At 58.6% G+C, this 25,742-nt stretch carries 29 protein-coding genes and 1 pseudogene; 8 read left to right on the forward strand and 22 right to left on the reverse strand.

The features are described from left to right. Positions 1-55: 55 nt before the first annotated feature. The 8 genes and pseudogenes from AC53L6_RS07055 to AC53L6_RS07090 form a co-directional block, all read right to left on the reverse strand. Positions 56-1,071, reverse strand: a pseudogene (locus AC53L6_RS07055) (Fic family protein). A gap of 142 nt (positions 1,072-1,213) precedes the next feature. Continuing rightward, positions 1,214-1,618 carry a DUF1403 family protein gene (locus AC53L6_RS07060; RefSeq protein WP_496907321.1) on the reverse strand — a complete coding sequence of 135 codons (405 nt, stop codon included), beginning with the start codon at positions 1,616-1,618 and terminating at the stop codon, positions 1,214-1,216. A gap of 315 nt (positions 1,619-1,933) precedes the next feature. Further along, entirely contained in the window at positions 1,934-2,365 is a 432-nt protein-coding gene (locus tag AC53L6_RS07065; protein WP_496907322.1) for a protein tyrosine phosphatase family protein, read from the reverse strand. Positions 2,366-2,392: 27 nt separating this feature from the next. Next, positions 2,393-3,277 (reverse strand): MBL fold metallo-hydrolase, encoded by an 885-nt coding sequence (locus AC53L6_RS07070; RefSeq protein WP_496907323.1) that lies wholly within the window; start codon positions 3,275-3,277, stop codon positions 2,393-2,395. 34 nt (positions 3,278-3,311) lie between these two features. Next, positions 3,312-3,743 (reverse strand): DUF6691 family protein, encoded by a 432-nt coding sequence (locus tag AC53L6_RS07075; RefSeq protein WP_496907324.1) that lies wholly within the window; start codon positions 3,741-3,743, stop codon positions 3,312-3,314. Positions 3,744-3,746: 3 nt separating this feature from the next. Then, a complete protein-coding gene (locus AC53L6_RS07080; RefSeq protein WP_496907325.1) occupies positions 3,747-4,178 on the reverse strand; it encodes a YeeE/YedE family protein in 432 nt (143 codons plus the stop codon). 1 nt (position 4,179) lies between these two features. Beyond that, positions 4,180-4,395 carry a YgaP family membrane protein gene (locus AC53L6_RS07085; RefSeq protein WP_299206328.1) on the reverse strand — a complete coding sequence of 72 codons (216 nt, stop codon included), beginning with the start codon at positions 4,393-4,395 and terminating at the stop codon, positions 4,180-4,182. Between the two features lie 97 nt (positions 4,396-4,492). Beyond that, entirely contained in the window at positions 4,493-5,158 is a 666-nt protein-coding gene (locus tag AC53L6_RS07090; protein WP_299706704.1) for a Crp/Fnr family transcriptional regulator, read from the reverse strand. A gap of 138 nt (positions 5,159-5,296) precedes the next feature. Between AC53L6_RS07090 and AC53L6_RS07095 the strand changes: the two genes are divergently transcribed. The 3 genes from AC53L6_RS07095 to AC53L6_RS07105 all read left to right on the forward strand — a co-directional run bounded on the left by AC53L6_RS07095 (position 5,297) and on the right by AC53L6_RS07105 (position 8,304). After that, entirely contained in the window at positions 5,297-6,211 is a 915-nt protein-coding gene (locus AC53L6_RS07095) for an MBL fold metallo-hydrolase (RefSeq protein WP_299747674.1), read from the forward strand. Continuing rightward, entirely contained in the window at positions 6,211-7,155 is a 945-nt protein-coding gene (locus AC53L6_RS07100) for an MBL fold metallo-hydrolase (protein WP_496907326.1), read from the forward strand. The genes AC53L6_RS07095 and AC53L6_RS07100 overlap by 1 nt, the downstream gene beginning before the upstream one ends. A gap of 84 nt (positions 7,156-7,239) precedes the next feature. After that, a complete protein-coding gene (locus AC53L6_RS07105) occupies positions 7,240-8,304 on the forward strand; it encodes a YeeE/YedE family protein (protein ID WP_496907327.1) in 1,065 nt (354 codons plus the stop codon). 6 nt (positions 8,305-8,310) lie between these two features. Here AC53L6_RS07105 and hemA read toward each other — a convergent pair whose 3' ends face one another. The 13 genes from hemA to AC53L6_RS07170 form a co-directional block, all read right to left on the reverse strand. Continuing rightward, positions 8,311-9,528: a 5-aminolevulinate synthase gene (hemA, locus tag AC53L6_RS07110; protein ID WP_496907328.1), complete on the reverse strand. Its 1,218-nt coding sequence runs from the start codon at positions 9,526-9,528 to the stop codon at positions 8,311-8,313. After that, complete coding sequence (locus AC53L6_RS07115) at positions 9,528-9,956, reverse strand: DUF302 domain-containing protein (RefSeq protein ID WP_299605006.1); 429 nt, start codon at positions 9,954-9,956, stop codon at positions 9,528-9,530. The genes hemA and AC53L6_RS07115 overlap by 1 nt, the downstream gene beginning before the upstream one ends. Before the next feature lie 79 nt (positions 9,957-10,035). Beyond that, positions 10,036-11,304, reverse strand: a complete 1,269-nt coding sequence (locus tag AC53L6_RS07120; protein ID WP_496907329.1) for an FCSD flavin-binding domain-containing protein — start codon at positions 11,302-11,304, stop codon at positions 10,036-10,038. Positions 11,305-11,328: 24 nt separating this feature from the next. Further along, a complete protein-coding gene (locus AC53L6_RS07125) occupies positions 11,329-11,988 on the reverse strand; it encodes a c-type cytochrome (RefSeq protein ID WP_496907330.1) in 660 nt (219 codons plus the stop codon). A 50-nt stretch (positions 11,989-12,038) separates the two neighbouring features. Next, positions 12,039-13,352: a c-type cytochrome gene (locus AC53L6_RS07130; RefSeq protein WP_496907331.1), complete on the reverse strand. Its 1,314-nt coding sequence runs from the start codon at positions 13,350-13,352 to the stop codon at positions 12,039-12,041. Continuing rightward, entirely contained in the window at positions 13,336-14,598 is a 1,263-nt protein-coding gene (gene soxC / locus AC53L6_RS07135) for a sulfite dehydrogenase (protein WP_496907332.1), read from the reverse strand. Before soxC ends, AC53L6_RS07130 begins: the two co-directional genes overlap by 17 nt. A gap of 18 nt (positions 14,599-14,616) precedes the next feature. Beyond that, positions 14,617-16,317 (reverse strand): thiosulfohydrolase SoxB, encoded by a 1,701-nt coding sequence (soxB, locus tag AC53L6_RS07140; RefSeq protein WP_299747655.1) that lies wholly within the window; start codon positions 16,315-16,317, stop codon positions 14,617-14,619. Positions 16,318-16,405: 88 nt separating this feature from the next. Then, entirely contained in the window at positions 16,406-17,239 is an 834-nt protein-coding gene (gene soxA / locus AC53L6_RS07145) for a sulfur oxidation c-type cytochrome SoxA (protein WP_496907333.1), read from the reverse strand. Between the two features lie 31 nt (positions 17,240-17,270). Beyond that, on the reverse strand, positions 17,271-17,600 hold the full coding sequence (soxZ, locus tag AC53L6_RS07150; protein WP_299206346.1) for a thiosulfate oxidation carrier complex protein SoxZ: 330 nt from the start codon (positions 17,598-17,600) through the stop codon (positions 17,271-17,273). Positions 17,601-17,624: 24 nt separating this feature from the next. After that, entirely contained in the window at positions 17,625-18,047 is a 423-nt protein-coding gene (gene soxY / locus AC53L6_RS07155; RefSeq protein ID WP_496907334.1) for a thiosulfate oxidation carrier protein SoxY, read from the reverse strand. A 22-nt stretch (positions 18,048-18,069) separates the two neighbouring features. Then, positions 18,070-18,546: a sulfur oxidation c-type cytochrome SoxX gene (gene soxX, locus AC53L6_RS07160; protein ID WP_496907335.1), complete on the reverse strand. Its 477-nt coding sequence runs from the start codon at positions 18,544-18,546 to the stop codon at positions 18,070-18,072. A gap of 153 nt (positions 18,547-18,699) precedes the next feature. Next, on the reverse strand, positions 18,700-19,260 hold the full coding sequence (locus AC53L6_RS07165; RefSeq protein WP_299206352.1) for a thioredoxin family protein: 561 nt from the start codon (positions 19,258-19,260) through the stop codon (positions 18,700-18,702). 18 nt (positions 19,261-19,278) lie between these two features. Next, positions 19,279-20,019 carry a cytochrome c biogenesis CcdA family protein gene (locus AC53L6_RS07170; protein WP_496907336.1) on the reverse strand — a complete coding sequence of 247 codons (741 nt, stop codon included), beginning with the start codon at positions 20,017-20,019 and terminating at the stop codon, positions 19,279-19,281. Between the two features lie 52 nt (positions 20,020-20,071). Here AC53L6_RS07170 and AC53L6_RS07175 point away from each other — a divergent pair, with 52 nt between their 5' ends. Genes AC53L6_RS07175 through AC53L6_RS07185 form a run of 3 tightly spaced genes read left to right on the forward strand, consistent with a single transcriptional unit; the run spans position 20,072 to position 21,955 of the window. Beyond that, a complete protein-coding gene (locus AC53L6_RS07175; protein ID WP_496907337.1) occupies positions 20,072-20,467 on the forward strand; it encodes a hypothetical protein in 396 nt (131 codons plus the stop codon). Between the two features lie 18 nt (positions 20,468-20,485). Continuing rightward, positions 20,486-20,860, forward strand: a complete 375-nt coding sequence (locus tag AC53L6_RS07180; protein ID WP_299206355.1) for an ArsR/SmtB family transcription factor — start codon at positions 20,486-20,488, stop codon at positions 20,858-20,860. Positions 20,861-20,902: 42 nt separating this feature from the next. Continuing rightward, positions 20,903-21,955 carry a YeeE/YedE family protein gene (locus AC53L6_RS07185; protein ID WP_496907338.1) on the forward strand — a complete coding sequence of 351 codons (1,053 nt, stop codon included), beginning with the start codon at positions 20,903-20,905 and terminating at the stop codon, positions 21,953-21,955. 604 nt (positions 21,956-22,559) lie between these two features. Here the strand turns inward: AC53L6_RS07185 and AC53L6_RS07190 are convergent. Continuing rightward, positions 22,560-22,937, reverse strand: coding sequence for a winged helix-turn-helix transcriptional regulator (locus tag AC53L6_RS07190; protein WP_496907339.1), 378 nt, complete (start codon positions 22,935-22,937; stop codon positions 22,560-22,562). Positions 22,938-23,056: 119 nt separating this feature from the next. Between AC53L6_RS07190 and AC53L6_RS07195 the strand changes: the two genes are divergently transcribed. Beyond that, positions 23,057-24,283 carry an NAD(P)/FAD-dependent oxidoreductase gene (locus AC53L6_RS07195; protein ID WP_496907340.1) on the forward strand — a complete coding sequence of 409 codons (1,227 nt, stop codon included), beginning with the start codon at positions 23,057-23,059 and terminating at the stop codon, positions 24,281-24,283. Between the two features lie 4 nt (positions 24,284-24,287). Beyond that, entirely contained in the window at positions 24,288-25,454 is a 1,167-nt protein-coding gene (locus AC53L6_RS07200) for an FAD binding domain-containing protein (RefSeq protein WP_496907341.1), read from the forward strand. Positions 25,455-25,742: the final 288 nt, after the last annotated feature.

Consider the following 25,742-nt stretch of genomic DNA (forward strand, 5'->3'; position numbering starts at 1 on the left):
CGACAGCTGTCCACCTGCAGCGAAGGTCTGCTTCCCGCCCACCGTACCAAGAAGGCTAGAGAGATGTTGTTTCGAGCTTGAGCCAGTAACGTGTGTACCGCCTCTCCCCAGTGCGGGTGACGGCACCCATTTAAACGAAGTTCTGTAGGTCCCTCGTCGCTGTCGCGCGGGACGTGCAAGTAATTGAAATGTAGTTCTCGGCGCTCAGGCCACCCTTAAAACCCTCGGGGCCTTCACGGAAGATCCGCTCGATCGCTTTGGCCTACCGCTCGTTCAACCTTTCGCGGTGATGGTCGTAGAAATGTGCCTTCGTGATGAAGAACCCGACACGATCAAGAGTAACCTGTTGCGCTGTCAGAACGATTTCGGCGAACCAATCCAGCTAGGGCGCGACCTCCAATGTCTTCTGGTGCTGCTCAAGCTGGTCATAGTACACCTTCCGCGCCCGCTCAATCGTAAAAGCCAAAGCAATGAGGCTCGGCTGGCCGATGTTCTGAGCCAGCGACTTCTCTGCCATGGCCCGCCCCAAACGCCCTTTTCCGTCCTCAAAGGGATGGGTGCTTTCAAAGTAGAGATGACTGAGACCTGCCCGCGTTAGCGCCGGTAACGGTTCTTCCGCACCCGGCGCGGTCTTGTTGAACCAATCGACATACCGGTCCATCTCGTCTGGAACCTGCGCGGATGACGGTGCCTCAAAATGCATGACCGGCCAATCAAGGCGGCCCGACACAATTTGCATCGCGTCTTCGTGCTGCCGATAGGCACCGACCGCTTCCAGATGCCGGTCATGGGACAAGAGCATCTCGTGCCACCGGAACAGGGTCTCATGCGTGAGCGGCTCGGCATAGGTGGAGTAGACATCGACCATCATCTCGGCCACGCCCTGCTCACGTGGTTTGCTCGGATACTTGTCCAGCGCCAAACCAAGTTGTCGGCGGAGCGAGGATTGTACGCTGAGCCGGTCGAGCATCTCACCTTCGATGGCACTGGTCTTCATGGCTTCATCGCTCAGCAGGTCGATGCGAAGCTGATCACGCTCCGATGGGCTAACATATGGTGGACGGCACCCAGAACTTCACCCGATGAAGTAGGAAACGCTACTCAAGCTGTGGTAAGTCTCGCAAAGTCTGCAAATCGAACGTCGCCAGAAACGTCTCTGTCGTCACGAAGGTATTTGGCACACCCGGCCTGGGCGCTCTTGGCCCGCTCGCAATCAGATCCTTCTAGCGCAGCCGAGACAGAAGATCGTGACTGCCGCGTCCGCGCCCTTGGCGCGAAGTTTTGAAGCCACGGCCCGAAGTGCTCTCTCCCTTTGAGCCAGTTCTCGTGAAATTCCGATCGCGTCTTCGATCCCATCAAGTAGGCGTTTCTGGATTCTCAGCTCGGCTCCATGCACGTCTGCAACCAGGTCCCGCAACATCGCTTTCGTGAGGCGATGTGCCGAAACTGGCAAGATCGTTTTGTTCTGCGCACGCGCCAAGACCGCATCAGAAAGCAGACACGCCAACCGCTCTGCCCGGTCATCTGCCTCAAGGACTGCCCGTATCACCGAAACACATTCCGCAAGCGACCAATGTATGATTGCTTGGTTGGCCCCCGCCCGTATCCAGTCTGCCACTTCATCCTCAAAGTTTGGACCGAGAAAGTCCTTCAGGCTCGTACGCGAATCCCTGCCTCGGGCGGCAACCCGGCCAGCAGCGCGTAAGCCAGCAACTGCCAGATTAGCATAATGGTCACGATCCGCGGCCAGCAGTTCGTTCAATGGCCACGCCCGGGTACAGGTGCGCCTCCAGCCAAGGATGGGGAAATAGTGTTTCAGGCGCATGGGCCTCACTCTTTGGCAAACAGATGCGGTTGGGCCGGTTTCAATCCACCCGCGATGTCCCGCGCACGCAGTTCGCACTCTGCATGGGACATATTTCGCATCAGGACATCAGCCTAATGCGGGGACTTTGCCGCCGTTTGCGATGCGGTCCGCGACATCACCGAGGTCATAGCCCGCCGCTGCCGTCGCGGTCAGAATATCAGACGTAGCGTGGGTGCACGCCACATGGAAAGCCCATAGCATCGCCAAGCGCGTGCCGGTGCGACAGTAGGCCAGCAGCGGGTGCGGTCCGTCCTGAAGCGCTGTCGCAAAGGCGGTCACGTCGTCATCGATGATCTGTCCAGATGTCACTGGGATGGTGCACGCTTCGAGCCCAGCCGCTTCCGCAGCGGCCGCGATCTCGGCAAAACCGGGCTGGTCTGTCCCTTCCCCGTCGGGGCCGTTGTAGATGATTGTCTTGAAGCATGCTGCCTTGATCGCTGCCATATCCGCGAGATGGATCTGAGGGCTGACCGTCAGGACGTCGGTGATCTTTTTCATGTCCGTCTTAGGCATCCCCTTTCGGCGCTACAACGCGTTGATCGGGACCTTGAGCATCGGGTTGCCATCTGCATCGGTCGGCACCTCGCCTGCGCGCATATTCACTTGCAGCGACGGAATAATAAGCTTGGGCATGTCCAGTTGCGCATCGCGTTCGGTGCGGAACTTAATGAATTCCCTCTTTGTCTTGCCGCCGCCAACGTGGATGTTGTGCGCCTTCTCTTCGCCCACCGTCGTTTCCCATGCGATGTCTCGACCACCGGGGCCGTAATCGTGGCACATGAACAGGCGCATGTCGTCCGGCAGCGCCAACACCTTCTGGATGCTATCAAAAAGCTCGCCCGCGTCCCCGCCGGGAAAGTCCGCACGTGCCGATCCGCCGTCGGGCATAAAAAGAGTATCACCCACGAAGGCGGCGTTGCCTATGACATGCACCATGCAGGCCGGGGTATGGCCCGGCGTAGCCATGGCAAAGCCCTGCATGTTGCCGACCCGGTAGGTATCGCCGTCCTCGAACAGTGCATCGAACTGGCTGCCATCGCGCTGGAACTCGGTGCCTTCGTTAAACACCTTCCCGAACGTGTCCTGCACCACCATGATTTTTGACCCGACGCCGATCTTGCCGCCCAGCCGCTGCTGGATATAGGGCGCTGCACTCAGATGATCAGCATGGACGTGGGTTTCGATGATCCACTCCAGCGTGCCACCCATCTCGGTGACGCGCGCGATCATGGTGTCTGCATGCCCGGAGGTGATCCGCCCGGCGGCGTAGTCGATGTCCATGACGCTGTCGATGATGGCGCAGGCACCCGAGGTCGGATCCTTGGCGATGTAGCTGATGGTGTTGGTGGATTCGTCAAAAAATGCCTCGACCAGTGGTGTGGTATCCATGTCTACGGGATAGGATGTCATGCGATGTCCTCCGATGTGCATGTTTTGGTGGGCGTCACGGCGCGACCTTGTTCCGCGCGATTGGTGCGAGCAGTCGGCGCAGGCCGAACCCAGCAACCACCGCCACCAGGAACAACGCAACCTCCCATCGCCCGGTGCCGAGCGCCGGAATGGCCGCGCCAGGGCAGAACCCCGCGATGCCCCAGCCGATGCCGAAGAGGGCAGACCCGCCGACCAGTTTCCCGTCAATCTCAGTGCCTGTAGGCACCTGGAACCGCCCTCCGAACAGCGGCGCGTCCCGCCGCCACACCAGCCGGTAACCAACGAAGGTGACCACCAGAGCGCCACCCATGACAAAGGCAAGGCTGGGGTCCCACGTGCCAACCAGGTCAAAGAAATTAAGAACCATGGCCGGGTCCATCATGCCGGAAATAGCAATTCCGGTGCCAAAAACAATCCCTGTGACTAGGGCGAACAGGAGTTTCATCGCTTACCCTCCCAACACGTGGCGAATGACAAAAACAGTGATGGCAGCCGTCGCCATGAACGTCGGAACGGCCACCAGCGACCGGACGGACAGGCGCGACAAACCGCAGACCCCGTGGCCGGACGTGCACCCGGACCCAAGGCTTGCGCCAAGCCCAACGATGACACCGCCCACAACGATCATTGCCGGGCTGATGGGTACGTTAATCGCGGGCATCTCGCCCGTGGTGACAAAGATCAATCCGGGCGCAAGGATCATGCCCACCATCAGGGCAAGACGCCACGACAGCTCCTCCCGGTTCTCGAAGAACACGGCACCTGACAGGATACCCGTTGCGCCAAAAATGCGCCCAAGCCCCAGCATCAGAAGGACTGTACCAAGGCCGATGGCAAGCCCGCCGCCAAAAGACAGGACGGGTGTAAACGCGGTCTCCATGTCAGCAGTCCCGGCAGGTCTTGAGCCCGAGGATCGAATAGATCGGGCACATTTTCAGCGTCGATGTGGCCAACATCACGATGCCGATCGCCGCAGCACCATATTTGAACAGGGGCGCCGCAAAGAGCGGCAGACCGCTCAGAAATGCGATGTACAAAAGACCAACGCCCAAGCCAGCGCGAAAAATGCGGTCAACAGTTCCAACGTTCACAGTCATGCGAAATCCTCCAGCGCGTTCATTCTGTTCTCAGGATACTGGCTTGGTTCCCTCACTTCAGTGATATTGTCACCAAACTGGAAAGGATTTCCGGGGTTCAGGTGCTGTCTGCAATCGCGCGCAGGCCTTCAAGCTCTTTCAAGATGATGTGTCCGCGCGTCTGCTGGATCAGCCCGCGTTTGGAAAAGTCCTGCAACACGCGCGAGATGACCTCGCGTGCTGTGCCAAGTTCGCTGGCAAGCTGTTGGTGTGTCGCGGAAATCTGCGTGTTGTTCCCAGCCAATGCAATCAGCCGTTCAGCCAACCGCACGTCGATGCGGCCAAAGGCGACATCATCAACCACACGCAAAAGATCAATCAACCGGCGCGAATAGGCTGCGAACACAAAGCTGCGAAATGCGGGTTCTTCGGCGACCAATCGGTCAAAGGCGGGGCGCGGAAGGATCACAGCCACAACATCCGTCTCTGCTAGGCCCTCGGCGTTGTAAGCCTCTTCGGCCAACATGCAGGCGGTCGTCAGAACACAGCTTTCCCCAGCCTCAACCCGATAAAGTACGATGTCTCGGCCACCTTCGGACGTTTGCGACACACGGATTGTGCCATCAACCAGGAACATGAGGCTGTCTGGGATATTGTCAGGGCCAAATACCGTCCTGCCTGCTTGCAGGCGCACAATGCGCGCGCTGTCTAAAAGTCGGTCGCGCACCTTGCGCGGCAGGGCCGCCATCCCCTGAAAGCGCTCCGTCCAGTCGCCAATACCCATCGTTCCCTGATCCTTGAGTTTTGCGGCCAACGATCTTTGCGCTTTGGTCCGATTCCGATGCGGCCAGCGCAACGGGCGTCTTGTCACAGTTGCTCAATACATTCATATTCGAATATAAGAATTAAACGGAGGGATTCAATGCGCCAGTCACGCCGCTCATTTCTGCAAACTGCCGCCGCGGTGCCGCTGGCAGGGATCGCGCCCCGCCTCGCCCGGGCGGACACTTCCCTGGGCTCCGCGACCCTCACCACGATCAGCGACGGCAGCCTTATGCTGCCCGGCAGCTTCATCTTCGACCCCATGCCCAAGGACGAACTGGCCCCGATCCTGACAGATTACGGTATCTCGGACGAGCGGTTGACACCGGAATGCAACCTTGCACTTTACCGCGATGGGACGAACACCGTGCTTTTCGATGTGGGCTCTGGTCCGGACTTCATGCCAACTGCGGGCACTATCCTCGACAGCTTAGACGCGGCCGGGCTCACGCCCGAGGACATCACCCATGTCGTGTTCACCCACGCTCACCCTGATCACATATGGGGTCTGCTCGACGAATTTGACGAACCGCTGTTCTACGACGCCACTTATATGATGGGCCGGACCGAGTGGGATTATTGGTGGGACCCTGAAACCGTGAAAACCATCGGCGACGCGCGCGCCGCTTTTGCCGTGGGCGCCAAGCGCCGGATGGAGGTGATCGAGGACAGTGTGCAGCTTTTTGACGACGGGGAAGAGATCCTGCCCGGCATTGCTGCCGTGTCGACCCCCGGTCACACGCCCGGTCACATGAGCTTCGAGCTGCGAAATGGGTCTGACAGCGCGCTGGTCATCGGGGACGCCATCGGCAATCACCACGTGGCCTTTCGCAAGCCGGAATGGATCAGTGGTTCGGATCAGGACGGCGCCATGGCGGCGGCCACGCGCAAGGTTCTGTTCGATCGGATCACATCCGAGCAGATGCAGATCGTCGGCTTCCACCTGCCGCAAGGTGGCATGGGCCGCGTGGACAAGGATGAAGAGGGGTACGTGTTCGTGCCGGGCGACCTATGATGCGCTGGCTGTTTCTTTTTGCCGCACTCATCCCCCTGCCCGCCAGTGCCAGCGAGGATATCACGGACCAGTACCCCGGTTCCTTGCTCTATTCCAAACCGGTGGAGGTGATCCCGCATGTCTGGTCCGCCATCGGGGCCACAGCCCCGCCGACCTACGAGAACAGCGGCCACAACAACAACCTCAGCTTCATCGTTACCGGCGACGGCGTTGTCGTGATCAATGGCGGGGCTGCCTATCTGTTGGCCAAGGCGCTGCATGACGAGATCAAGGTGATTACCGACCAACCCGTGAAACTCGTCATCGATGAAAATGGTCAGGGCCACGCGATGCTGGGCAATTCCTACTGGGCCGAACAAGGCGTGCCAATCCTCGCCCATGTCGATGCCGCGCACGAGATCGAGGAAAACGGGCACCGTATCCTCGAAGGCATGAAACGCTACAACCGCGACAAGGCCGAGCGCACCTTTGTCGCACCACCCACACAGACGTTCGAGGATCAGGAGATCATCGAGATAGGCGATTTCAGGATTGAGGTGCTGCACCTGGGTCCCGCACATGGCCCCGGTGATACGCAGGTCTGGCTGCCCGAGCAAAGCCTTGTGATTGCGGGCGACATGGCGTTCCACGAACGGATGCTGCCGATTTTTGCCGACACGATGACGGCCGACTGGATCGACACGTGGGAGTGCTGCTTCGAGGCGCTGAACGCCACCTATGTGATCCCCGGCCACGGCCACCCCACCAACATGGATCAGGTCCGCCGCTACACGCGTGACTACCTTGTCTACCTGCGGCAACAGATCGGAGCGCATTTAGACGCGGGCGGTGACTTGGCCAACGCCTACTACGTCGATCAGTCGCCTTACGCCCATCTTGATACATTTGAGGAGTTGGCGACCAAGAACGCTGGCCGCGTCTTTGAACAGATGGAGTTCGAATAAGGCCTTCGCATTTGCGATGGGTCAAAGCGGGCACGCGGTAATACTGGCACATCAAGCACGGGCGGACGAAGACAGGAGCGTACGGTGCTGGAATCCCTGATTGACCGGTTCGGTGACCCGGCGGTGATGTGCGCAGCGGGCCTGTTCGTCGGACTTCTCTTTGGGGCTGCGGCCCTGCATTCCAAGTTTTGCTTGCGCGCCGCCTCGGTCGAGGTGGCAGAGGGTACGCCCGGCCCCCGCCTCGCAATCTGGTTGGTGGCGTTCTTTGCCGCATTGGTCACGGTACAGGCCACGATCCTTACCGGGACACTGGATACCAGCGATGCCCGCCAACTGGCAGCTACAGGTAGCCTGTCGGGCGCAATCATTGGTGGGCTGATGTTCGGCGCGGGCATGATCCTTGCCCGCGGCTGTGTCAGCCGACTTCTGGTTTTATCCGCCACAGGGAACCTGCGGGCCATCATGACGGGGCTTGTCGTGACAATCGTGGCGCAGGCAGCGCTCGGTGGCGCGCTGTTGCCGGTGCGTGAAACGCTCGCTCTGTTGTGGACCATACCTGGCGGATCTGCCCGCAGTATCACAGCCATGATGGGGATGGGTTTGCCTGGACTGACCTCCCTGGCGGCGCTGGCCTTCGTGGCTGCCGTGATCTTTGGCCGCCTGCACCGCGTGCCCTTGTCGGAACTTGCCGCTGCTGCCCTTGTCGGCGTCGCCGTCTGTGTCGGATGGGCGGCCACATATGCCATCTCTCAAGTATCGTTCGAGGTGATCGCGGTGCAATCTGTCACCTTCACCGGCCCTTCCACCGACACGCTAATGGCGCTCGTTGCTGCCCCTAACGTGATCCCCAGCTTCGGCCTGGGCCTTGTCCCGGGTGTGTTCGTCGGCGCCCTTCTTGCCGCGCTCATCAAGGGTGAGGCGCGTGTTCAACGCTTCGATGCAGACACCCCGATGGAGCGCTATCTTGTTGGCGGTGTCCTTATGGGCTTTGGCAGCATGCTTGCGGGTGGCTGCGCGGTCGGTGCGGGCATGGCGGGCGGGTCCATCATGGCGCTGACCGCGTGGGTCGCGGTCTTTTGCATGTGGCTGGGCGCAATGATCACGCATCGCTGGATGGCGTCACGCTCTCAACCGGTTCAATCGGCCTGAACCCTTCTACTGTGCGGCCATCGGACGCCGCGCAAGCTGACACTGGGTCCACAAATCTTCGAGGGCTGCCACCAACCGCTCCACATCCGCTTCGCTGTGCACAGGCGATGGCGTGATGCGCAGGCGCTCTGTCCCCGCGGGGACAGTTGGATAGTTGATGGGTTGGATATAGATTCCATGGTCTCTGAGCAGCGTGTCCGAGATGAATTTGCACTTCACCGGATCACCCACCATCACCGGGATGATGTGACTTAGATTGTCGATGTGCGGCAGTCCGATCTTATCCAGCCGTGCGCGCACTTGCGCGACCCGCGCCTGTTGGGCTGCACGCTCGGTGGTACTTTGTTTCAGATGCCGGATGGACGCCACAGCCCCTGCCGCGACAGCAGGCGGCAAGGCAGTGGTAAAGATGAACCCGCTGGCAAAGGACCGAACGAAATCGCACAGTTCAGCCGAGGCCGCGATGTACCCGCCCATGATGCCAAAGGCTTTGCCCAAGGTCCCTTCGATCACCGTCAACCGATCCATCAAGCCTTCGCGCTCGGCCACACCGCCACCGCGCGGGCCGTAGAGACCTACGGCGTGCACCTCGTCCAGATAGGTCATTGCGTTGTAGCGATCAGCTAGATCACAAATTTCGGCAATGGGGGCGATATCCCCGTCCATGGAATAGACGCTCTCGAACGCGATCAACTTGGGGGCGTTGGCAGGCAGCGCGGCCAACTTCGCCTCAAGATCAGCAACATCGTTGTGCTTCCAGATTACCTTGTGCGCGCGGCTATGGCGGATGCCCTCGATCATGGAGGCATGGTTCAATTCGTCCGACAACACGATACAGGCGGGAATACGCGACGCGAGTGTGCCCAACGCAGCCCAGTTTGACACGTAGCCGGAGGTGAAAAGCAGCGCCGCCTCCTTTCCGTGCAGATCAGCCAGTTCCGCCTCAAGCAACACGTGGTCATGGGTTGTGCCCGAGATATTGCGCGTGCCACCTGCCCCGGCCCCTGTGCGGTCAAGCGCTACGTGCATGGCGTCCAGCACAACGGGGTGCTGCCCCATGCCTAGGTAGTCGTTGGAACACCAGATCGTCACCTCACCTGGCCCGTTGTGGCAGGTGGCCGCAGGAAAGGCGCCACGGTGGCGTTCAAGCACTGCAAAGTCGCGGTAATTGCCGCTGTCACGCAGGGCGTCCAGTTCGGACCGGAAAAAATCGGTGTAGTTCATCAGTTCTCCACGGCGTCCGCGACAATGTCGGCCAGCAAGGCCTGCACTTTCTGCATCTCACCTTGCGGGTATTCGCGGTAGCCGATCATGACGCCGTCAGCGTTCTCGGCCACGAAGATGCCATAGGGGCAATGCGCGATATTCATCGGATCGGTTTCCATCACCTCTCGTGACACCACGGCTGAGCAGAAGATGAAGATATCCGCCTCTTTGAACAACTCCACATCGCTGCCTACATCCGCGCCCGTACGATTCAGCATCTCGCCGGTGTGGCTGACATAGTCGATCACGAGACCCTTGCCGACAATTGCGCTTTCCACGGCAAAGGCCGCGTCGTCGAAACTGCCGTCGAAGGGCACCGTAATTGCAGTTTCGGCATGGGCAGCGCTGGCAAGGCCCAGCGTGATGGCAAGAATGATCTGTTTCATCTTATCCTCCTGATCATGCCGCAGAATTGCATGGATGTGCGGGCGGGACCTTGAGAAGTATCAAGGCCCCGCCACGATCTCAGACAGATGCGCCGAACATGTCGGCGGTGATGCCTGCGTACCAGCCTTCGGATTCTTCGTAAGTGGCTTTGCGCACATCCGAGGTTTCGCCGGTTTGCGAGATGAACCCATCCACCTTTGCGATCTTCTCTGCGGTCGCTTCGTATGTTGCGCCAACCTTGACGCCGTCATTGGCGTCAATGAGCGACCAGCACGTGTTGGAAAATTTGGCCGGGAACACCTTGGACCCTGTCAGCGCGCCGCGTACGGCGTTGGCGCAAACCTTGGCCTGGCTGTTGGCCGAGAAGCCGGATTTCGGCATGTCGCCCTGCTGGCTTGCGTCGCCCAGCACGTGGATGTCCGGGTCGGCCTTGGACGACATATCAGCCGCATTGACGGGCGCCCAGTTGCCGTCGGTGACACCTGCGATCTCGGCAATTCGGCCCGCTTTCATCGCAGGGATCACATTGCAGACATCCGCCTTGGTTTCTTCGCCATCGATGGTCACCGTCATCGCTGCGGGGTCTACGGACACTTCGCCACCGCCAAAGTCTTCGCCGATCCAGTCCACCATTCCGGCGTAGTGGTTGTTCCATCCTTCCTGGAACAGGGCCATCTTCGAGAATTTCGGCTTTGGGTCGGCCACGATGATCTTGGCCGTCGGATTGTTGGCCTTGAGGTAATGCGCGATCATGGACACGCGTTCGTATGGCCCTGGTGGGCAGCGATAGGGGTTTGGCGGGGCGACCATGGCAAAGGTACCGCCCTCAGGCATTGCCTTGAGCTGTGCCTTCAACAATTCGGTTTGGGACCCGCCCTTGTAAGCATGGGGCATGGCGTTCTGTGCGCTCAGATCCCAGCCGTCCACTGCACCGCCGACAAAGTCGATACCGGGCGACAGGATCAGCTTGTCGTAAGGCAGGCTGCCGCCGCCGGCGAGTGTGACCGTCTTGGCGTCGCGATCCACACCCACGGCCCAATCATGCACCACGTTCACGCCGCCCGCGGCCAGACCGCCATAGCTGTGGCCCAGGTCGTCGATTTCCTTGATGCCGCCCAGATACAAGTTCGAGAAGAAGCAGGTGTAGTAGGTGCGCGTGGGCTCGATCAGGGTCACATCGACCGCACCCTTGCTGTCCTTGGCGATATAGCGGGCCGCCGTTGCACCCCCAGCACCGCCGCCGATCACGATCACGCGCGGCTTGCCTTGCGCGCGCACCATCGGGGCCGCAAGACTGGCGGCCGCGACTGCAGAAGTTCCAAGGAACGTCCGTCTATTGAAAATCATATCTATATCCTCCCTAGGGTTGCCTCAGTTCTCGAGGTCTTTGAAATATGCAGCGAGAGCCGCGATCTCTTCGTCTCCCAGCCGTCCGGCGATCATCTGCATGACCGGGTGGTTGCGCTGTTTTTTCTTGTAGGCGTGCATGGCGACGACAAACTGATCCTCGGGCCAGAGCGTGATGGACGGGATGCCCTCGTCGCTGCCGGCTGCCTGGTGGCAGGTGGTGCACTCACCGCTCAGATAGGCGCCGTATTCCGGGTCACCCTTGAGGGCGAGGATGGCGGGATCAAGGTCATGGTCCACTGCCTGTGCTGTCGGGTCCGCCTCGGGGATGTCAGCGGGGTTGTCTGAGAATTGGCGCAGATACACGATCAGGTGCGCGCGATCCTGCGGGTCCTTGACCCCGCGAAAACTCATGCGCGTGCCACTGGTCATGGCGCGTGGATTTTCCAGAAACACATCCAGTGTTTCGGCGTGCCATTCCAGACCACCCGCGCCTGCGCGCTGGAAGCTTTTGGAATACTTGAAGTCATCCAGACTTGCCGCTTGTCGTCCGAACAGGCTGTTCAGATGCGGGCCGCTGCGATGTTTGGCCCCGGCGCCCACTTGATGGCAGCCCTTGCATTGCTGAAACACCTTCTCGCCTGCTTCCGCGTCGCCTGGTTCGGCCTGGGCGGGGAAAGCCATCAGCCCGGCAAGGGCGAAAGGCAGCAGATATTGAAGCGCGCGCACCCCTATCACTCCGCAAAACTCGCGAGATATGCGGTGATAGCGTCCAGATCCTCGGCCTTTTTCAAACCCGCAAAGGCCATCTTGGTGCCTTTCATGTAGGATTTGGGTTTGGCCAGGAAGGCAGACATTTCCTCGGCGGTCCACACCTTGCCCTCGGCATTTGCCTCGGCAAACGCGCCTGAATACTTGAAGCCTTCGACCGATCCCATTGTGCGGCCCATAACCCCGTTCAGCTGTGGACCCACCTTGTTCTGGGCCCCGTCCCCCACGGCGTGGCAGGCCGAGCATTTGCGGAATACTTTTTCGCCGTGTTTAAGCAGAGCGTCACCATCTCTGGCCGCAGCGACATCCGTTGTCTCTGGTGTCTGTGCGTCCACAGGTTTTGGCGCAGCCGCGGGGATGAAGGACGGGCCCGCAGCAGTGAAGGATGGCAAGTCTTCAACCGATGCGGGGTTCATGACTGAATTCGATCCACCCTCGGGTGGCGTTTCCACAAGAAAAACGGATCGCATGGTGATTTCCACCTCGTCCTTGCAATTCTCCATGCAAGGCTCGGCGCTCCAGGCGGTATATTCCGCCTCTGCACGGTCGTCGACGATGAAGCCACCTGCATTGTGCATCTCGACGTCCAAGAACGTCTCGCGGCTCAGCACGAAGTCATCATCCACCATGTCATTGGAATAAAGGATGTAGGCGACGATGGCGTATGTCTCATCGTTTGTCAGTGTCCCCGCCCCGCCAAAAGGCATGGAACGATGGACATAGTCCCATACGGTGGAAAGATACGGCCAATAACTGCCCACAGTCTTGACCGGATCCTTGTCGGCCAGCGTATCAAAGCCACCGGCAAGAACGGGCCAGTTGTCCACGCCTTCGGCAAAGTCTCCGTGGCAAGACGCACAATAATTGACAAAAACTTCTTCGCCGGTCCACACGTCGCCGCTGCCTTCGGGCAAACCGCGCCCATCAGGCAGAATATCAACGTCCCATGCGGCAATCTCTTCGGGATGGGCCGCGCGACCCAATCCATACCGTCCTTCAATCCGTGGTGCGGGTTCGGCCAGCGTTCCGCCCGCAGTTTGCTTGGCGGCCGCAGCTTGTATTTCAGCCACCTTCTGTTCCAGCTCAGTTGCACGCGCAGCCTCGGCCTTGGCGTTTTCAGCGGCGCTGCTTGCTTGCGCCGATACTTGTTCAACCCGCGTCTCAAGCGTGTCGATCTTGTCGGCAGCGTAGTCGCGGTTCATCAGACCGAATGCCGCCCCAAGAACAAGCGCCGTGCCCCCAAGCGCGGGAAGGAGGAAATTAGGAGACTTCGACATTCTCGGCGATCCCTTCTGCATTCACGTACCAGGTCTGGATACAGTTGTTGTGGTAGACGGAGTTTTCGCCGCGCTGTTCGCGCAACTGTTCCTTGGTCGGCTGCACATAGCCCGTCTCGTCCATGGCGCGGGACTGCAGCAGCATCGGCGCGCCGTCCCAATCCATGTCCAGGTAGAAGCGAGTGAGCGCCTTGGTGTCGCCCTGCTTGCCCAGACGGGCGGTGCTCCAAGTGATGCCACCATCCTTCGACACGTCGACCCGCGTAATCTTGCCATGGCCAGACCAGGCAAGGCCGGAGATGACCAGAGGTCCTTTGCCGTGTTTGATCGGCATTTGTGGGCTGGGCGAGGTGATGACGGATTTTGCATCCATCTCCCACGTCCATTTCCGGGCTGTGCCGTCCTCTAGCACATCCGTGTACTTGCTGGTTTCTTCGCGGCTTTCCACGGCCATGTCAGTCACTTCGATGCGGCGCAGCCACTTGACCCACATATTGCCTTCCCACCCCGGCACGACGAGGCGCACCGGATACCCGTGCTCCATACGCAAGGCCTCGCCGTTGGCCTTGAACGCGACAAGCACGTCGTCCAAGGCTTTCTCCATCGGGATGGACCGCCCGTTTGAGGACGCATCGGCGCCTTCGACATACACCCATTTGTCGGGATTCATATCGGCGCCCGCCTCTTTCAGCAGGGTCCGCAGTGGCACGCCGGTATATTCCATGTTGTGGATCATACCGTGGGTGAACTGTACGCCGTTCAGTTGCGCGCCCGCCCATTCCATACCCGTATTGGCGGCGCATTCGCAAAAGTAGACGTGGTTTTCACGCGGAAAGCGTTCCAAATCGTCATAGGTGAAGACCAGCGGCTGATCGACCAAGCCGTTAATCATCAGCCTATAATCAGGTTTCGCCAGTTCGATCGCACCCGAGTGGTGGCGTTCAAATGCACAACCCTGTGGCGTGATCGTCCCCTCAAGCGCGTGGATCGGCGTGAAGTTGATGGATGAGATGGGCGAGGCGGTCAGCCATTCCACATTGCGGCGCACCACGTGGCTCTCAAAGCCGATCGGCATGCCATAAGGCGTCTCGTCCACGCCGACGCCCGTGTAGCTGGCCCAATCCTGCAATTCGGTGATCAGCGGATCGGGTCCACTTGCCGCTGCTGCCCCGGCCATCGATCCTGCGGCCGCAGCGGCAGAGCCGCGAAGGAAGGCCCGCCGGGATGGTTTGAAGCTCTCATCCATGGTCTAGATTTCCCCTGATTAAACGCCGGTCACGACGACGCTGTTGTTGTTCTGATTGACGGTCACGGTGCCTATCTTGGCGATATGGCTTTCCACCACGTCCCAGATCTGTGGCCCCTCTGTGTCCTCGTTGACCGAGGCCCAACCCGCCACCACGTAGCTGCGTGTGGGATCGATCGGTTCGCCCGTGCCAAGCAGAGTCATGTTGCTGATGCGGCTGCCCTGCGGTTGGCTGACGTCGACGTGGTAGCCAAGCCCACCAGTGCGGACCATATCGCCGCCTTGCTGGTAATAGGGGTCGGGGTTGAAGATGTTATCGGCCACGTCCTCGAGCACGACCTTCAGGAATTCGCCGGTCATTTCCGTGCGATAGGCTTTGCCGTAGGTCATGGAGGTCACATTGAAGATGTCCTCGCGCGTGATGTCCTCGCCGGGTATCAAGGACGGCCCCCAACGCACGCCAGGGCTCAGTGCAATCTCAGCATCCCGCTCGGCCAATAGCGCATCGCAGATCAGATCATCCCACGTACCGTTGAAGTTGCCACGCCGGTAAAGAAGGCTGTCAGTCTGCCCGATCACCTCGGACATTTCTGCCTCGAATGGTGCGCGCTGTTCATCGATTAGCGCAGCCATGTCAGCGTCGGCAGAGATCACATCGGAGAAAATCGGGATCAGCTTGGACTTGTAGCCCAGCACCCGACCGTTCCGGATGTCGAGGTCGATGCGGGTAACGAACTTGCCATTCGAACCGGAAGGGAAGATCAATGTGTTGCCGGACAAAACGGGTTCGGGCAAGGCGTCATGGGTGTGGCCAGACAGGATCACGTCGATGCCAGTGACCACGGTTGCCATCTTCTTGTCCACGTCGAAGCCATTGTGGCTGAGCACGACCACGCATTCCGCACCAAGGCTGCGCACCTCGTCCACCATGGCCTGCATGTTCTCGTCCCTGATACCAAAGGCGTACTCGGGGAACATCCAGCCGGGGTTCGCGATGGGCATGTAGGGGAACGCCTGACCGATCACGGCGATCTTGGTGCCGCCGCGTTCGAACATCTTGTAGGGCGGGAACAGTTCGGTCGGCTCGTCCCACTCAACGTCAAAGATATTCTGGCCGAGCGCCGCGAAGGGAAGGGACTCAACGAGCTCGGCCACCCGCTCGGAACCCAGCGTGAATTCCCAGTGGAACGTCATCGCGTCGGGCTCCAGCGCATTCATGACATTGACCATGTCCTGACCTTGGGTCTTGAGGCAGGTATAGGACCCGTGCCACGTGTCGCCACCATCCAGCAGGATCGCGTCGGGGCGGTCGGCACGAATAGCCTTGACCACCGTTGCAACGCGGTCGATGCCACCGACACGCCCATAAGCCTGCGCCAAGGACGAAAAGTCACCCGAACTCAGCGCGTAATGCGAAGGCGAGCCATCGTCGATCCCATACAGCTTTCGGAACTCCGCACCGGTCACGTGAGGGACAGCCCCTTTGTTGCCGCCCACTCCGATATTGACGGAGGGTTCGCGGAAATAGATGGGTTTCAACTGCGCATGAATGTCCGTGACATGGATCAGCGAGACGTTTCCGAAGGTGTCGAACTGCAGCAACTGATCCTGCGTCAGCGTCTGTTGGGCCGCCAACCGCGCCCATTTGCCAAAGCCGGAGGTTCCAACCAGCGCAGACGCCGCCATCCCAACCTGAAGAAAATCCCTGCGCGAGATCATGATGCGTGTCCCTTAATACATATGCGTATGTTTGAATTAATACGCCTAAAAAAGGGGCGTCACCCGCAGGCACGCCCCTTGATCTGGTTTACTGGCGAACCGCTGGCGTTTCGATATCCAGCCCGTTGGCACGGCTTGCCACATAAAGCTCAAGCGCTTTGAACTCTTCCGACCCTTCGGCAAAGGTCTCGGCCCGCGTATCGCGGATACAGCCGCGGAAACGGTTGTGGCGCGAAATCAGCTTAGCCTGTTTGAGGCGGTATGTCGGAAAGCCGTTGATCTGGCCCTGGCTCAGATGGTCGGCCCTGATCATGTTGCCGTAGTTGTTTTCATGGCAATTGGAGCAGGACAGCTCAAGCTGACCATAGCGGGTATAGTAGATTTCTTTGCCCTTCTCCCAGAACGGTGCTGCGTCTCCATCTATGGCCACGTCCATGGGCATTCCACGCGACTGCAGACCGATCAGGGCAACCATCGCCTGCATGTCCGCTCCCGACCACTTCCATGGCTCAGCACCCATCACGTCCTGGCGGTGGGTATTGATCAGATCTTCCATCACGACCAGCTTGCCATCGACAACCTTGGGCATCTTGGCATGCAGCCCCGCAAATTCTTCGGCGCCATCCGTGTGGCACGAGGCACAGGACTTGCCCTCGGTCCCGTCAACCGCGTTGAACAGGTCGATGCCCTGATCGACGAATATCATCGCCGGGTTGTCAAAATCATCGACCTGAAGCGCTTGTGTTTCTGGTGTCCGGAAGCGCCAGCCTGAATAAATCGTGCTGACATTTTCCAAATGTGCCGGTGCGTCGGTTTCTGTGACAAAGGTCTCGCTGTCGATTGACAGCGTGCTATTGTCCTGCGCGATCGCAACTCCGGCCATTCCGATGACGGCCACCGCTATCCATGGTTTCAAGTTCATTTTTTCCCTCCCTGGCGAGATCACTGTCCTCTTACGAGACTTCGATCTTCTTGCTTTCCTCGTAGACGTCACCGTCGTCGTCGTACCAGGTGAATTTGAACTCACCAGATTCCGGAACAATTGCCTCGAACTGGAAATACGGGTTAGTCGAAATCGCCGGCTCCAACGCGACATCAATCACGTTCTGGCCGTTGAAGTCTGCGGTGAAGCGATTGATGATCGACCGCGGGATGATGTTGCCATCATCGTCCTTGCGCTGACCACTTTCCATCTTGTGGCTGATCAAGGTTTTGATCGTGATCGTGTCACCCGCTGATGCGGTTTTCGGGACCTTGACGCGGGGTTTTACACCAGATGCCATGTTCTTTCTCCTCGTCTTGTCTGATCAGCCGCCGCAGCCGCCAATGGTCACTTTCACGTTGGCCGATGCCTTCTGGAACGACCCATCCTCCATCTCGGCAATGGCAACGACATTCTGTGTTGCGGCCAGGCGGATACGGGTGGACGCACTGCGCGAGGCGCTGAGCGGGCCGAATTTGAAGGTCGCTACGTTGGGCACCGGATTGCCGTCGGCATAAAGCGTGATGGCAACGGCACCGGGGGCCGACACTTCGATCGGGACGGTGTTGCCGTTCTCTGCGATTTCTGGCGCCGTGATCGTTACGGCACCTTCGCCAAGGTCCGCACCACCCGTCAGTTCCGCAATCGCGTCATCCGTCAGGCTGGCAAAGGCCGGAAGACCGGTCAGGCTCGACAGCGCGACTGCGCCAGAGCCAAATACAAGCAATTTTCGCCGTGTCAGTTCCATGGAACGCTCCAGTTGTCTCGAGTTACTCGAATTTCAGGGTCACAAGGAACGCAACGACGTCCTCGATCTCCTGAGCTGTCAAAAGGGGTTGTACCTCGTCTTCACCATGGGCCTTGCCGGTGTAGGCATCGCCAAGGCGGGTGAATCCCGTTGTCTTGTAGAACGATGGCATCACGGTGCCGTCGAACATCATCTTTGCGTCAGCCACGATGCCGCGCAGTTCTGCCTCGCTCCAACGGTCCGCAGCACCGTCGAGTGGTGGGCCGACCTCTCCGTGGAAAGGCAGGTCCGACAGCGCCTCGACTGAATGACACGCAATGCAATTGCCCGATCCCTTGTTCATCAGGATCGCACCGTTGGCCGCATCACCCGGTGTGCCACTCAAGGATGAGGCAATCGCGCCATCCTCGAACACCACTGCGGTGGGTTTCACGGCCTCTGCGCTGACGACAGAGGCTGTCAGCGCTGCGGCCAGACCAAGTCCAATTCCGTATTTCATGTGCCCTCCCTTGGACGATTCCCGTCCGTTCTTGGGGGTACACTATCGTACACATTCACGATTGAGCAATATCAAATTCAACTACATGAATTTTTATATCTGTTTGCAAACGCAGCATTGGGCGCAACAATTGTTTCGCGCTTGCAGCATCGCTCAGCCGTTCTGTTCCTCGAACTTCCGTGCGTGGTACTTCTGGAACGGCTCATCGCCGTCGTATCCTTTCTCTACGACCCAGTTCAGCATGTTGAAGGTGGTCCAGCGTCCAAATGCACCGGGCATGTTGGCAACGGCTGCTTGCGTTGCCATTACATCATCGCCCACCTCTTCGGGAAAGAAGTATATGCTGGGCGTAAACAGTGCACCCCAGCGTTTGACCATATCCTTTTCGGGCAACACCGTGCCGTCAAAGTCGGTGACTTCTACATCGCCAAACATGTTGATCTGTACGACGAAAAAGTTGTCCTCGATGTATTGCGAGATCTCGGGGATCACAAAGACTTCCTCGTGCATCTTCTTGCAGTAGATGCAGCCGCGCTGTTCGACCAGAACCATCAGGCGTTTGCCCTCTGCACCCGCCTCTTCCAGATCTTCTGTCAGGTCCTTGAACGTGTCGCGCATCCACGATGCTTTGTGCAGCCCGTCATCCCCCAATTCGGCAGCCGTCGTTGGAATGGCAAGGCACAGGGCGGTCAGCAGTGCAATCAGTCGAAACATGGTATCCTCCCTTGGATGTCAGCCAATGGCGCTGAACCACGGCACGTGCTCCAGCATCCATTGGGCGATGTAGTTGATGGAATTGGTGGCAATCAGCACCCCAAACAGAATGAGAAGCGCCCCCATCATCCTCTCGATCAGGCCGAGATGACGACGAAACCGCGCCATCCACGACATGAACGGTCCTATGAACAGCGCCGCTACAACAAAGGGCAGCGTCATGCCGAGGCCGTAGACAAAGAGTAGGCTCGCCCCCTGTCCGGCTGTCTCTTGTCCCGCGGCTGTGAACAGAATGGCAGCCAGCACCGGCCCCACGCAAGGTGTCCAGCCAAAAGCAAAGGCGAGACCAATTACAAAAGCGCCCAGCAGCCCCACATTCGACGTGTTCCCGGCGTCGGCCCTGAACTGGCGGTACAAAAACGCAATGCGCACGACCCCCAGGAAATGCAGACCCATCGCAATGATGATCCCCGCCGCGACCCAACGCAGCACATCGAAGTACTCGCGCACCATCTGACCGAAGGCAGTGGCCGTGGCCCCCAGCCCCATGAACACGGTGATTACACCCAAAGCAAAGCAACACGCCGCCAGAAACGCGCGCAGTCGCACTTGTGGCGAAACCTCTGCTTCGGCTGATATCTGGTTCATACCCACCCCCGCGAGATAGCTCAGGTAGAACGGCACGATGGGCAGAATGCAGGGTGACAAGAAAGACAGCAGACCCGCCAGCAAAGCGCCCAAATATGTCACATCAAACATGATCCGGCGGCCCCTTGCCTTGAGATATTCACAAATTAGATTATGATGAAGAATGAAACGGCGTCAATCGGAGTGGGTCGTGCACACAATACGCAAATGGCTGGTCACGGCCCTTCTGACGCTACCCCTGCCCGCTGCGGCAGATACCTATCTGCTTATGGCAGAAGAAGCAGGATGTTTCTGGTGTGCCAGATGGAACGAGGAAATCTCCCACATCTACCCAAAGACAATAGAGGGAAAGACAGCCCCCCTTCAACGCTACGATCTGCACAGCGAGACACCGGATGTCACCTTCGCTCAAAAGGTGCGTTTCACGCCCACGTTCATCCTAATCAATAACAGTACCGAAGTGGGTCGGATCGAAGGGTATCCGGGCGAAGATTTCTTCTGGAGCCTCCTCACGATGATGTTTGAACGCGCCGACATCCCCTTGGACAAAACGGGCTAGAACGCTATGACGCTTGATATGACAATCGAACCGAACCCCAAGGTGGATACACCATCGCGCCTGCCCGTCTTCGACGCCAATATGTGTACCGAGGATATGGAAAAGATGATGCGCAACGCGCAGGACGCGTCGAATTTCCTCAAGGCGATCAGCCACGAAGGACGTCTGATGATCCTGTGCCACCTCGCGTCGGGCGAAAAGTCGGTCACCGAACTCGAAGATTTGCTATCGGCGCGTCAGGCCGCTGTGTCACAGCAGCTTTCCCGCTTGCGGCTGGAAGGGTTGGTGAAACCGCGCCGTGATGGCAAGGCGATCTACTACAGCTTGACAGATGACCGGCCCCGGCAAATCATGGAAGTCGTCTACGACCTGTTCTGCAGGGACAACGACTGACCGGTCACTTCGCCAGCGATCGGTCTTCGGGAGGAAGCCGACATGCTGGAATTGCTGGGCGAAGCCAACGCCGTTGCATTGATTGGTCTATTCGGGGGCATCGTTCTTGGACTTGCCGCACGGATTGGCCGTTTTTGTACCCTGGGTGCTATCGAAGACGTACTTTACGGCTCGGATGATCGACGCCTACGGATGTGGCTTATTGCCATCGGCGTTGCAATCATCGGCACCCATATCGCTATGTCGCTAGGCATGTTCGACGCGTCTGAAGCAGCCTATCTCGACCGAGCGTGGAACCCCGCCGGTACCATCATCGGCGGGTTGATGTTCGGCTATGGCATGGCGCTTAGCGGCAATTGCGGCTACGGCGCCTTGGCGCGGCTAGGCGGTGGCGACCTGCGGTCGTTCGTCATTGTGTTGGTCATGGGCCTGTCTGCGTATTTTGTAATGTCAGGTCCCCTCGCCCACCTGCGGGTCATGCTGTTCCCGGTCGAAACCGGCGCCTCATCGGCACAGGGTTTTACGCAACTGTTCGAGGGGTTCGGGATCGCACCCTTGGTCACAGGCCTGGCTGTCGGAAGCGCGCTTTTGACTTGGGCCATCTCGTCCGCAGATATGCGCCGAGCGCCGGGCCATCTGTTCTGGGGCGGCGTGGTCGGCATTGCGATCGTGTCCGGCTGGGTCGGTACGTACTGGGTGGCCGTGACGGGGTTCGAAGCTGAACCAATTGAAACCCACACCTTTGCAGCGCCCATTGGCGACACCATCTTCTATTCCATGACAGCATCTGGCAATGCGCTTTCGTTCAGCGTCGGCTCGGTGTTGGGCGTCGTGATCGGCGCTGCCTTGGGATCGTATTCCAAAGGCCACTTCCGTTGGGAGGCCTGTGAAGACCCACGCGAGTTGCGGCGGCAAATCATGGGCGCCGCGCTCATGGGCCCCGGGGCGATCCTGGCTGTTGGATGCAGTGTCGGTCAGGGCATCTCGGCATTTTCGGTGTTGGCGTTCAGCGCGCCTTTGGCATTTTTGGCGATCTTCATCGGTGCAGCCGTGGGACTGAGACAGCTGATCACTGGCTTTGCGCCGGCAGAATAGACAAAAATGGCCTCGCCGCAGTGCTCTTCATTTAACCATAAGGAGATTCGGCAGCACAACCTTCCTAACGTGTATTTAGATGTAAAGACCCTTACCTCGATACACGTTTACGAGGCATAGTTTTGCATCGGCAGTCACTGACATTTCGCCTTTCGTAGTGCTTTCGCACGGGTGCAGCCAAAGTCATTTTGTCCGCTAAGCCGATCTTAGCTCAATGCTCATTTGTGTCGGCAGCGCGTAGCGCATCATGTCCGGGGCTCGCATAGAGCGATGCTTCACCGAAACTGTTACGTCGGACTTACACTACTACGTCGTTACTTTACGTAAGGCGCAACGCAGACCCGAGACTGAACAATTCCGCCAATGGGTTACCTCCGAAGCCGCGCAATCCGACCCTGATTTTTCAACGGTCGCTTAGTGATTGAACCGGAAGTCATCGAAGCTAGGTTTTTACCAAAGAGCAGACATCGAACAACGCGCAGCGAAAGCACACTATGTCCCGCGCAGCAGACCTTGATGTACTTCGCAGAGAGCCGCCTCTCGTGATCAGCTCTGAAAGAGCCCATTTCGCCGGAGGCCTGCAACCAGCACTTCAATCTTCGGCCTACTTCGCACGCGTTTTGTCGATGGCATCGAGAACATTTTCATTTTGAATTGCCCACTGACAGATGAGCCCGATGGGCTCATGTAGTTGTAGACCCAGCGATGTGAGTTCGTAGTCTGTCTTTGGAGGCACCGCACCCAAAACACGACGCGTAACCAGCCCGTCTCGCTCCAGCCTTCGCAACACTTGCGTCAGCATTTTCTTGGACAAGCCGGGGATGCGCCTGTGCATCTGTCCAAAATGTCTTGTACCGGATGCGAGGCAATGCAGAATAATTGGCGTCCACTTATCCCCAATGTGGTTCAGTACGCGACGGGCTGGATACTTTTCATCAAGTCTTATGCTGCTGCCATTGTCGACATTATCATTGGTCATCATGATCTCCTCAGCGGGAATTAGTGGTTACCAAAAGGTGCCTACTCGTCATAAGGTTCCCTAACATCTAATAAGGCTACGTGCCGCTAAGGCACCAAGTTTTTCCTTAGATGAGGTGTGAAATGTCTGACCAAACTCCCTCAGTAATCGCTGGAAAAGACACTCCGATCATCCTGACAGGGCGTAACGAAGATGCGGGTGGCCATGCGCTACGCGATTTTCTCCAACGTTCTGGCATCAACTACGAATGGACCGAAACAGACGAGAAAACGACCGCGTGCATTCCTGGTCTGGACAAGTTGAGCACGCCCTCGGTTGAGGACTTGGCTCACTCTCTCGGTCTCGTTGTTGAACCAAGTCTTGCTGAATACGATCTGTCGATCTACGGCGCGGGACCGGCGGGCCTCTCCGCAGCGGTCTACGCTGCATCTGAGGGTCTCAGCACCGTATTGATCGAGCGAAGCACGGTCGGTGGCCAGGCTGGTACGACGTCCAGTATTGAGAACTACCTTGGCTTTCCGAAGGGTTTGGCAGGCGTCGAACTGGCCGAGCGGGCTCGAGAACAAGCACTCAAGTTTGGGGTGGAAATTCTGCTTATGCGTGAGGGTGTGAAAGCCGTGTTCAAGGGCGGACGCATCCATGCCGACTTGGCGAATGGCAAAACGATGATCGCTCGATCCAACATATGTGCCACCGGCGTCGATTGGCGGCGTCTCAACCTTGACCGGGAAGACGACTTTCTAGGCGCAGGTCTCTATTACGGCGCGGGCGTCAGCGAGGCGCCTCTCTGCTCTGGCGAGGATGTCTTTGTTGTCGGGGGTGGCAACTCTGCGGGCCAAGCCGTCATGCACCTCGCGGATCATGCCAAACAGGTGACGATGGTTGTGCGTGGTTCCGAGCTCGCCGCGTCGATGTCGAGCTATCTTTCGGATCGCATTCAGCAGACCGCAAATGTTAATATTCGCTACGACAGCGAGATCACGGGGCTGGATGGTGATGAAAGGCTTGCCAAGATAAAGGTATCGAGCAAGTCCGGCGATGCGGACTGGCATGATACTCGCCGTCTTTTCGTCGCCATTGGAGGTCAACCCTTCACGGACTGGGCGAAAGATACGGCCATACTTCGAGACAAAGGCGGCTACCTCATAACCGGGCCTGACCTACTAACCGATGGAAAACCGCCCGAATGCTGGACACTCGACCGCCCGCCGCATTTTCTGGAAACGAGCGTGCCGGGCTCGTTCGCAGCGGGCGATGTCAGGCACATGTCCGTCAAGCGGGTGGCAACGGCGGTTGGAGAAGGCGCAATGGCGGTTTCCTTCGTACACCGTTATCTCGAAAAGGGGTAGTTAGATGTCGACGCCCTTTTCAGCCGCAGTCATCGGCGGATCCGTGGGTGGTCTCGCGGCCGCGATCGAACTTCGCGACCAACTTGGTGCAGACGTCAAAGTTTACGAACGCTCCGCTGGTGAGATGCAGGCCCGTGGCGCAGGCGTCGTGATGCAGCGCGAGGTTGATGCCCTGTTGAACCGGATTGGGGTTCAAACACGCGAAGTCTGTGTCGAACTGCACGAACGGGTCGGTCTGGCACTAGACGGTCGCTATAGCGTGAACTCCGCACCGCAACTGATGACGGCCTGGGATACTCTCTATAAGCGTTTGCGCGCTCATCTCGGCGACGCCTGCTATCATTCGGACAGTCGTTTGATCGGTCTCGATCAGTCCAGTGTCAACGTCACTGCGCGGTTTGCCAATGATCATGCTGCGCAGAGTGACCTTCTGGTCGGTGCGGATGGAGTGAACTCCGTAACGAGACAGCTGCTGCAAGGTTATGAGGCGAGGTCGGCCTATACAGGCTACGTTGCATGGCGTGGTCTCGAAAAGGAGTCCGACCTGCCTGATGAGTTGGTCGCGGCACTGAAGGATCGCTTTACATCGTACATGAACCCCGGAATGCAGATGCTTTGCTACCTCGTTCCCGGCGCGGATGGCGAGACTACGCCAGGCCAGCGCCGCGTCAATTGGGTTTGGTATGTGAACACGCCCACCGATGACCTCGACCGCTTTGTGACGGGGCAAACCGGTAGACGTTACAGGTCATTTCTTCCGGCCAGTGATGTCACGGATACGACGAAGCGCGTGATGCACGAACTGGCTGACCGGAGCCTGCCACACCTGTTCCGCGCGCTTGTTCATGAATCGGCGATATTCATGCAGCCCGTGCAGGACGTAGCCGCGCAGCCGCGTGTTCATGGTCGGTCTTTGCTCATTGGCGACGCCGCTGGAACAGTCCGCCCGCACACTGCGGCGGGCACCTCGAAAGCATTTGGGGATGCCGCGCTCCTAGCTGAGGCGCTGACCGACTGGACTGCTGATGATCCAATGCCTGAAGAAAGACTCGAGCGGTGGAATATGGCCAGAACGATGGATTTGGAAGTAACCGCGATCCGTGGTCATCGGTTGGCGAAGGGTTCTGGGCTTGGACAAGCAGACCAATTATCGTTTCCCAAAGAGCTATGACCTAAAGGAAATGAAGAGTAACGGCCCGGGCGGTCAAACGAGGTAACGTCTGGATCGGGGGAGATGTCCTATCTGAAGGCATTGTGAGTACCTAGTGGTACTCTTAGAGATCACGGACCAGATTCCGGATGGATGCAGAATGAGCTAAAACTCAGACGTTTTTGCCACCGGCAGATAGGATCGTTTGTAGCAGGAATGTTCTGTCGCAGGGTTTTGTCCGCATGCGGTAGTTTGGGTATTGCGAAGCTAAGGGCAGCTTCGAGCCCAAAGCGGACCTCGCAAGACTTC

It is taken from the genome of Tateyamaria sp. LSS28 (genome assembly GCF_059611725.1).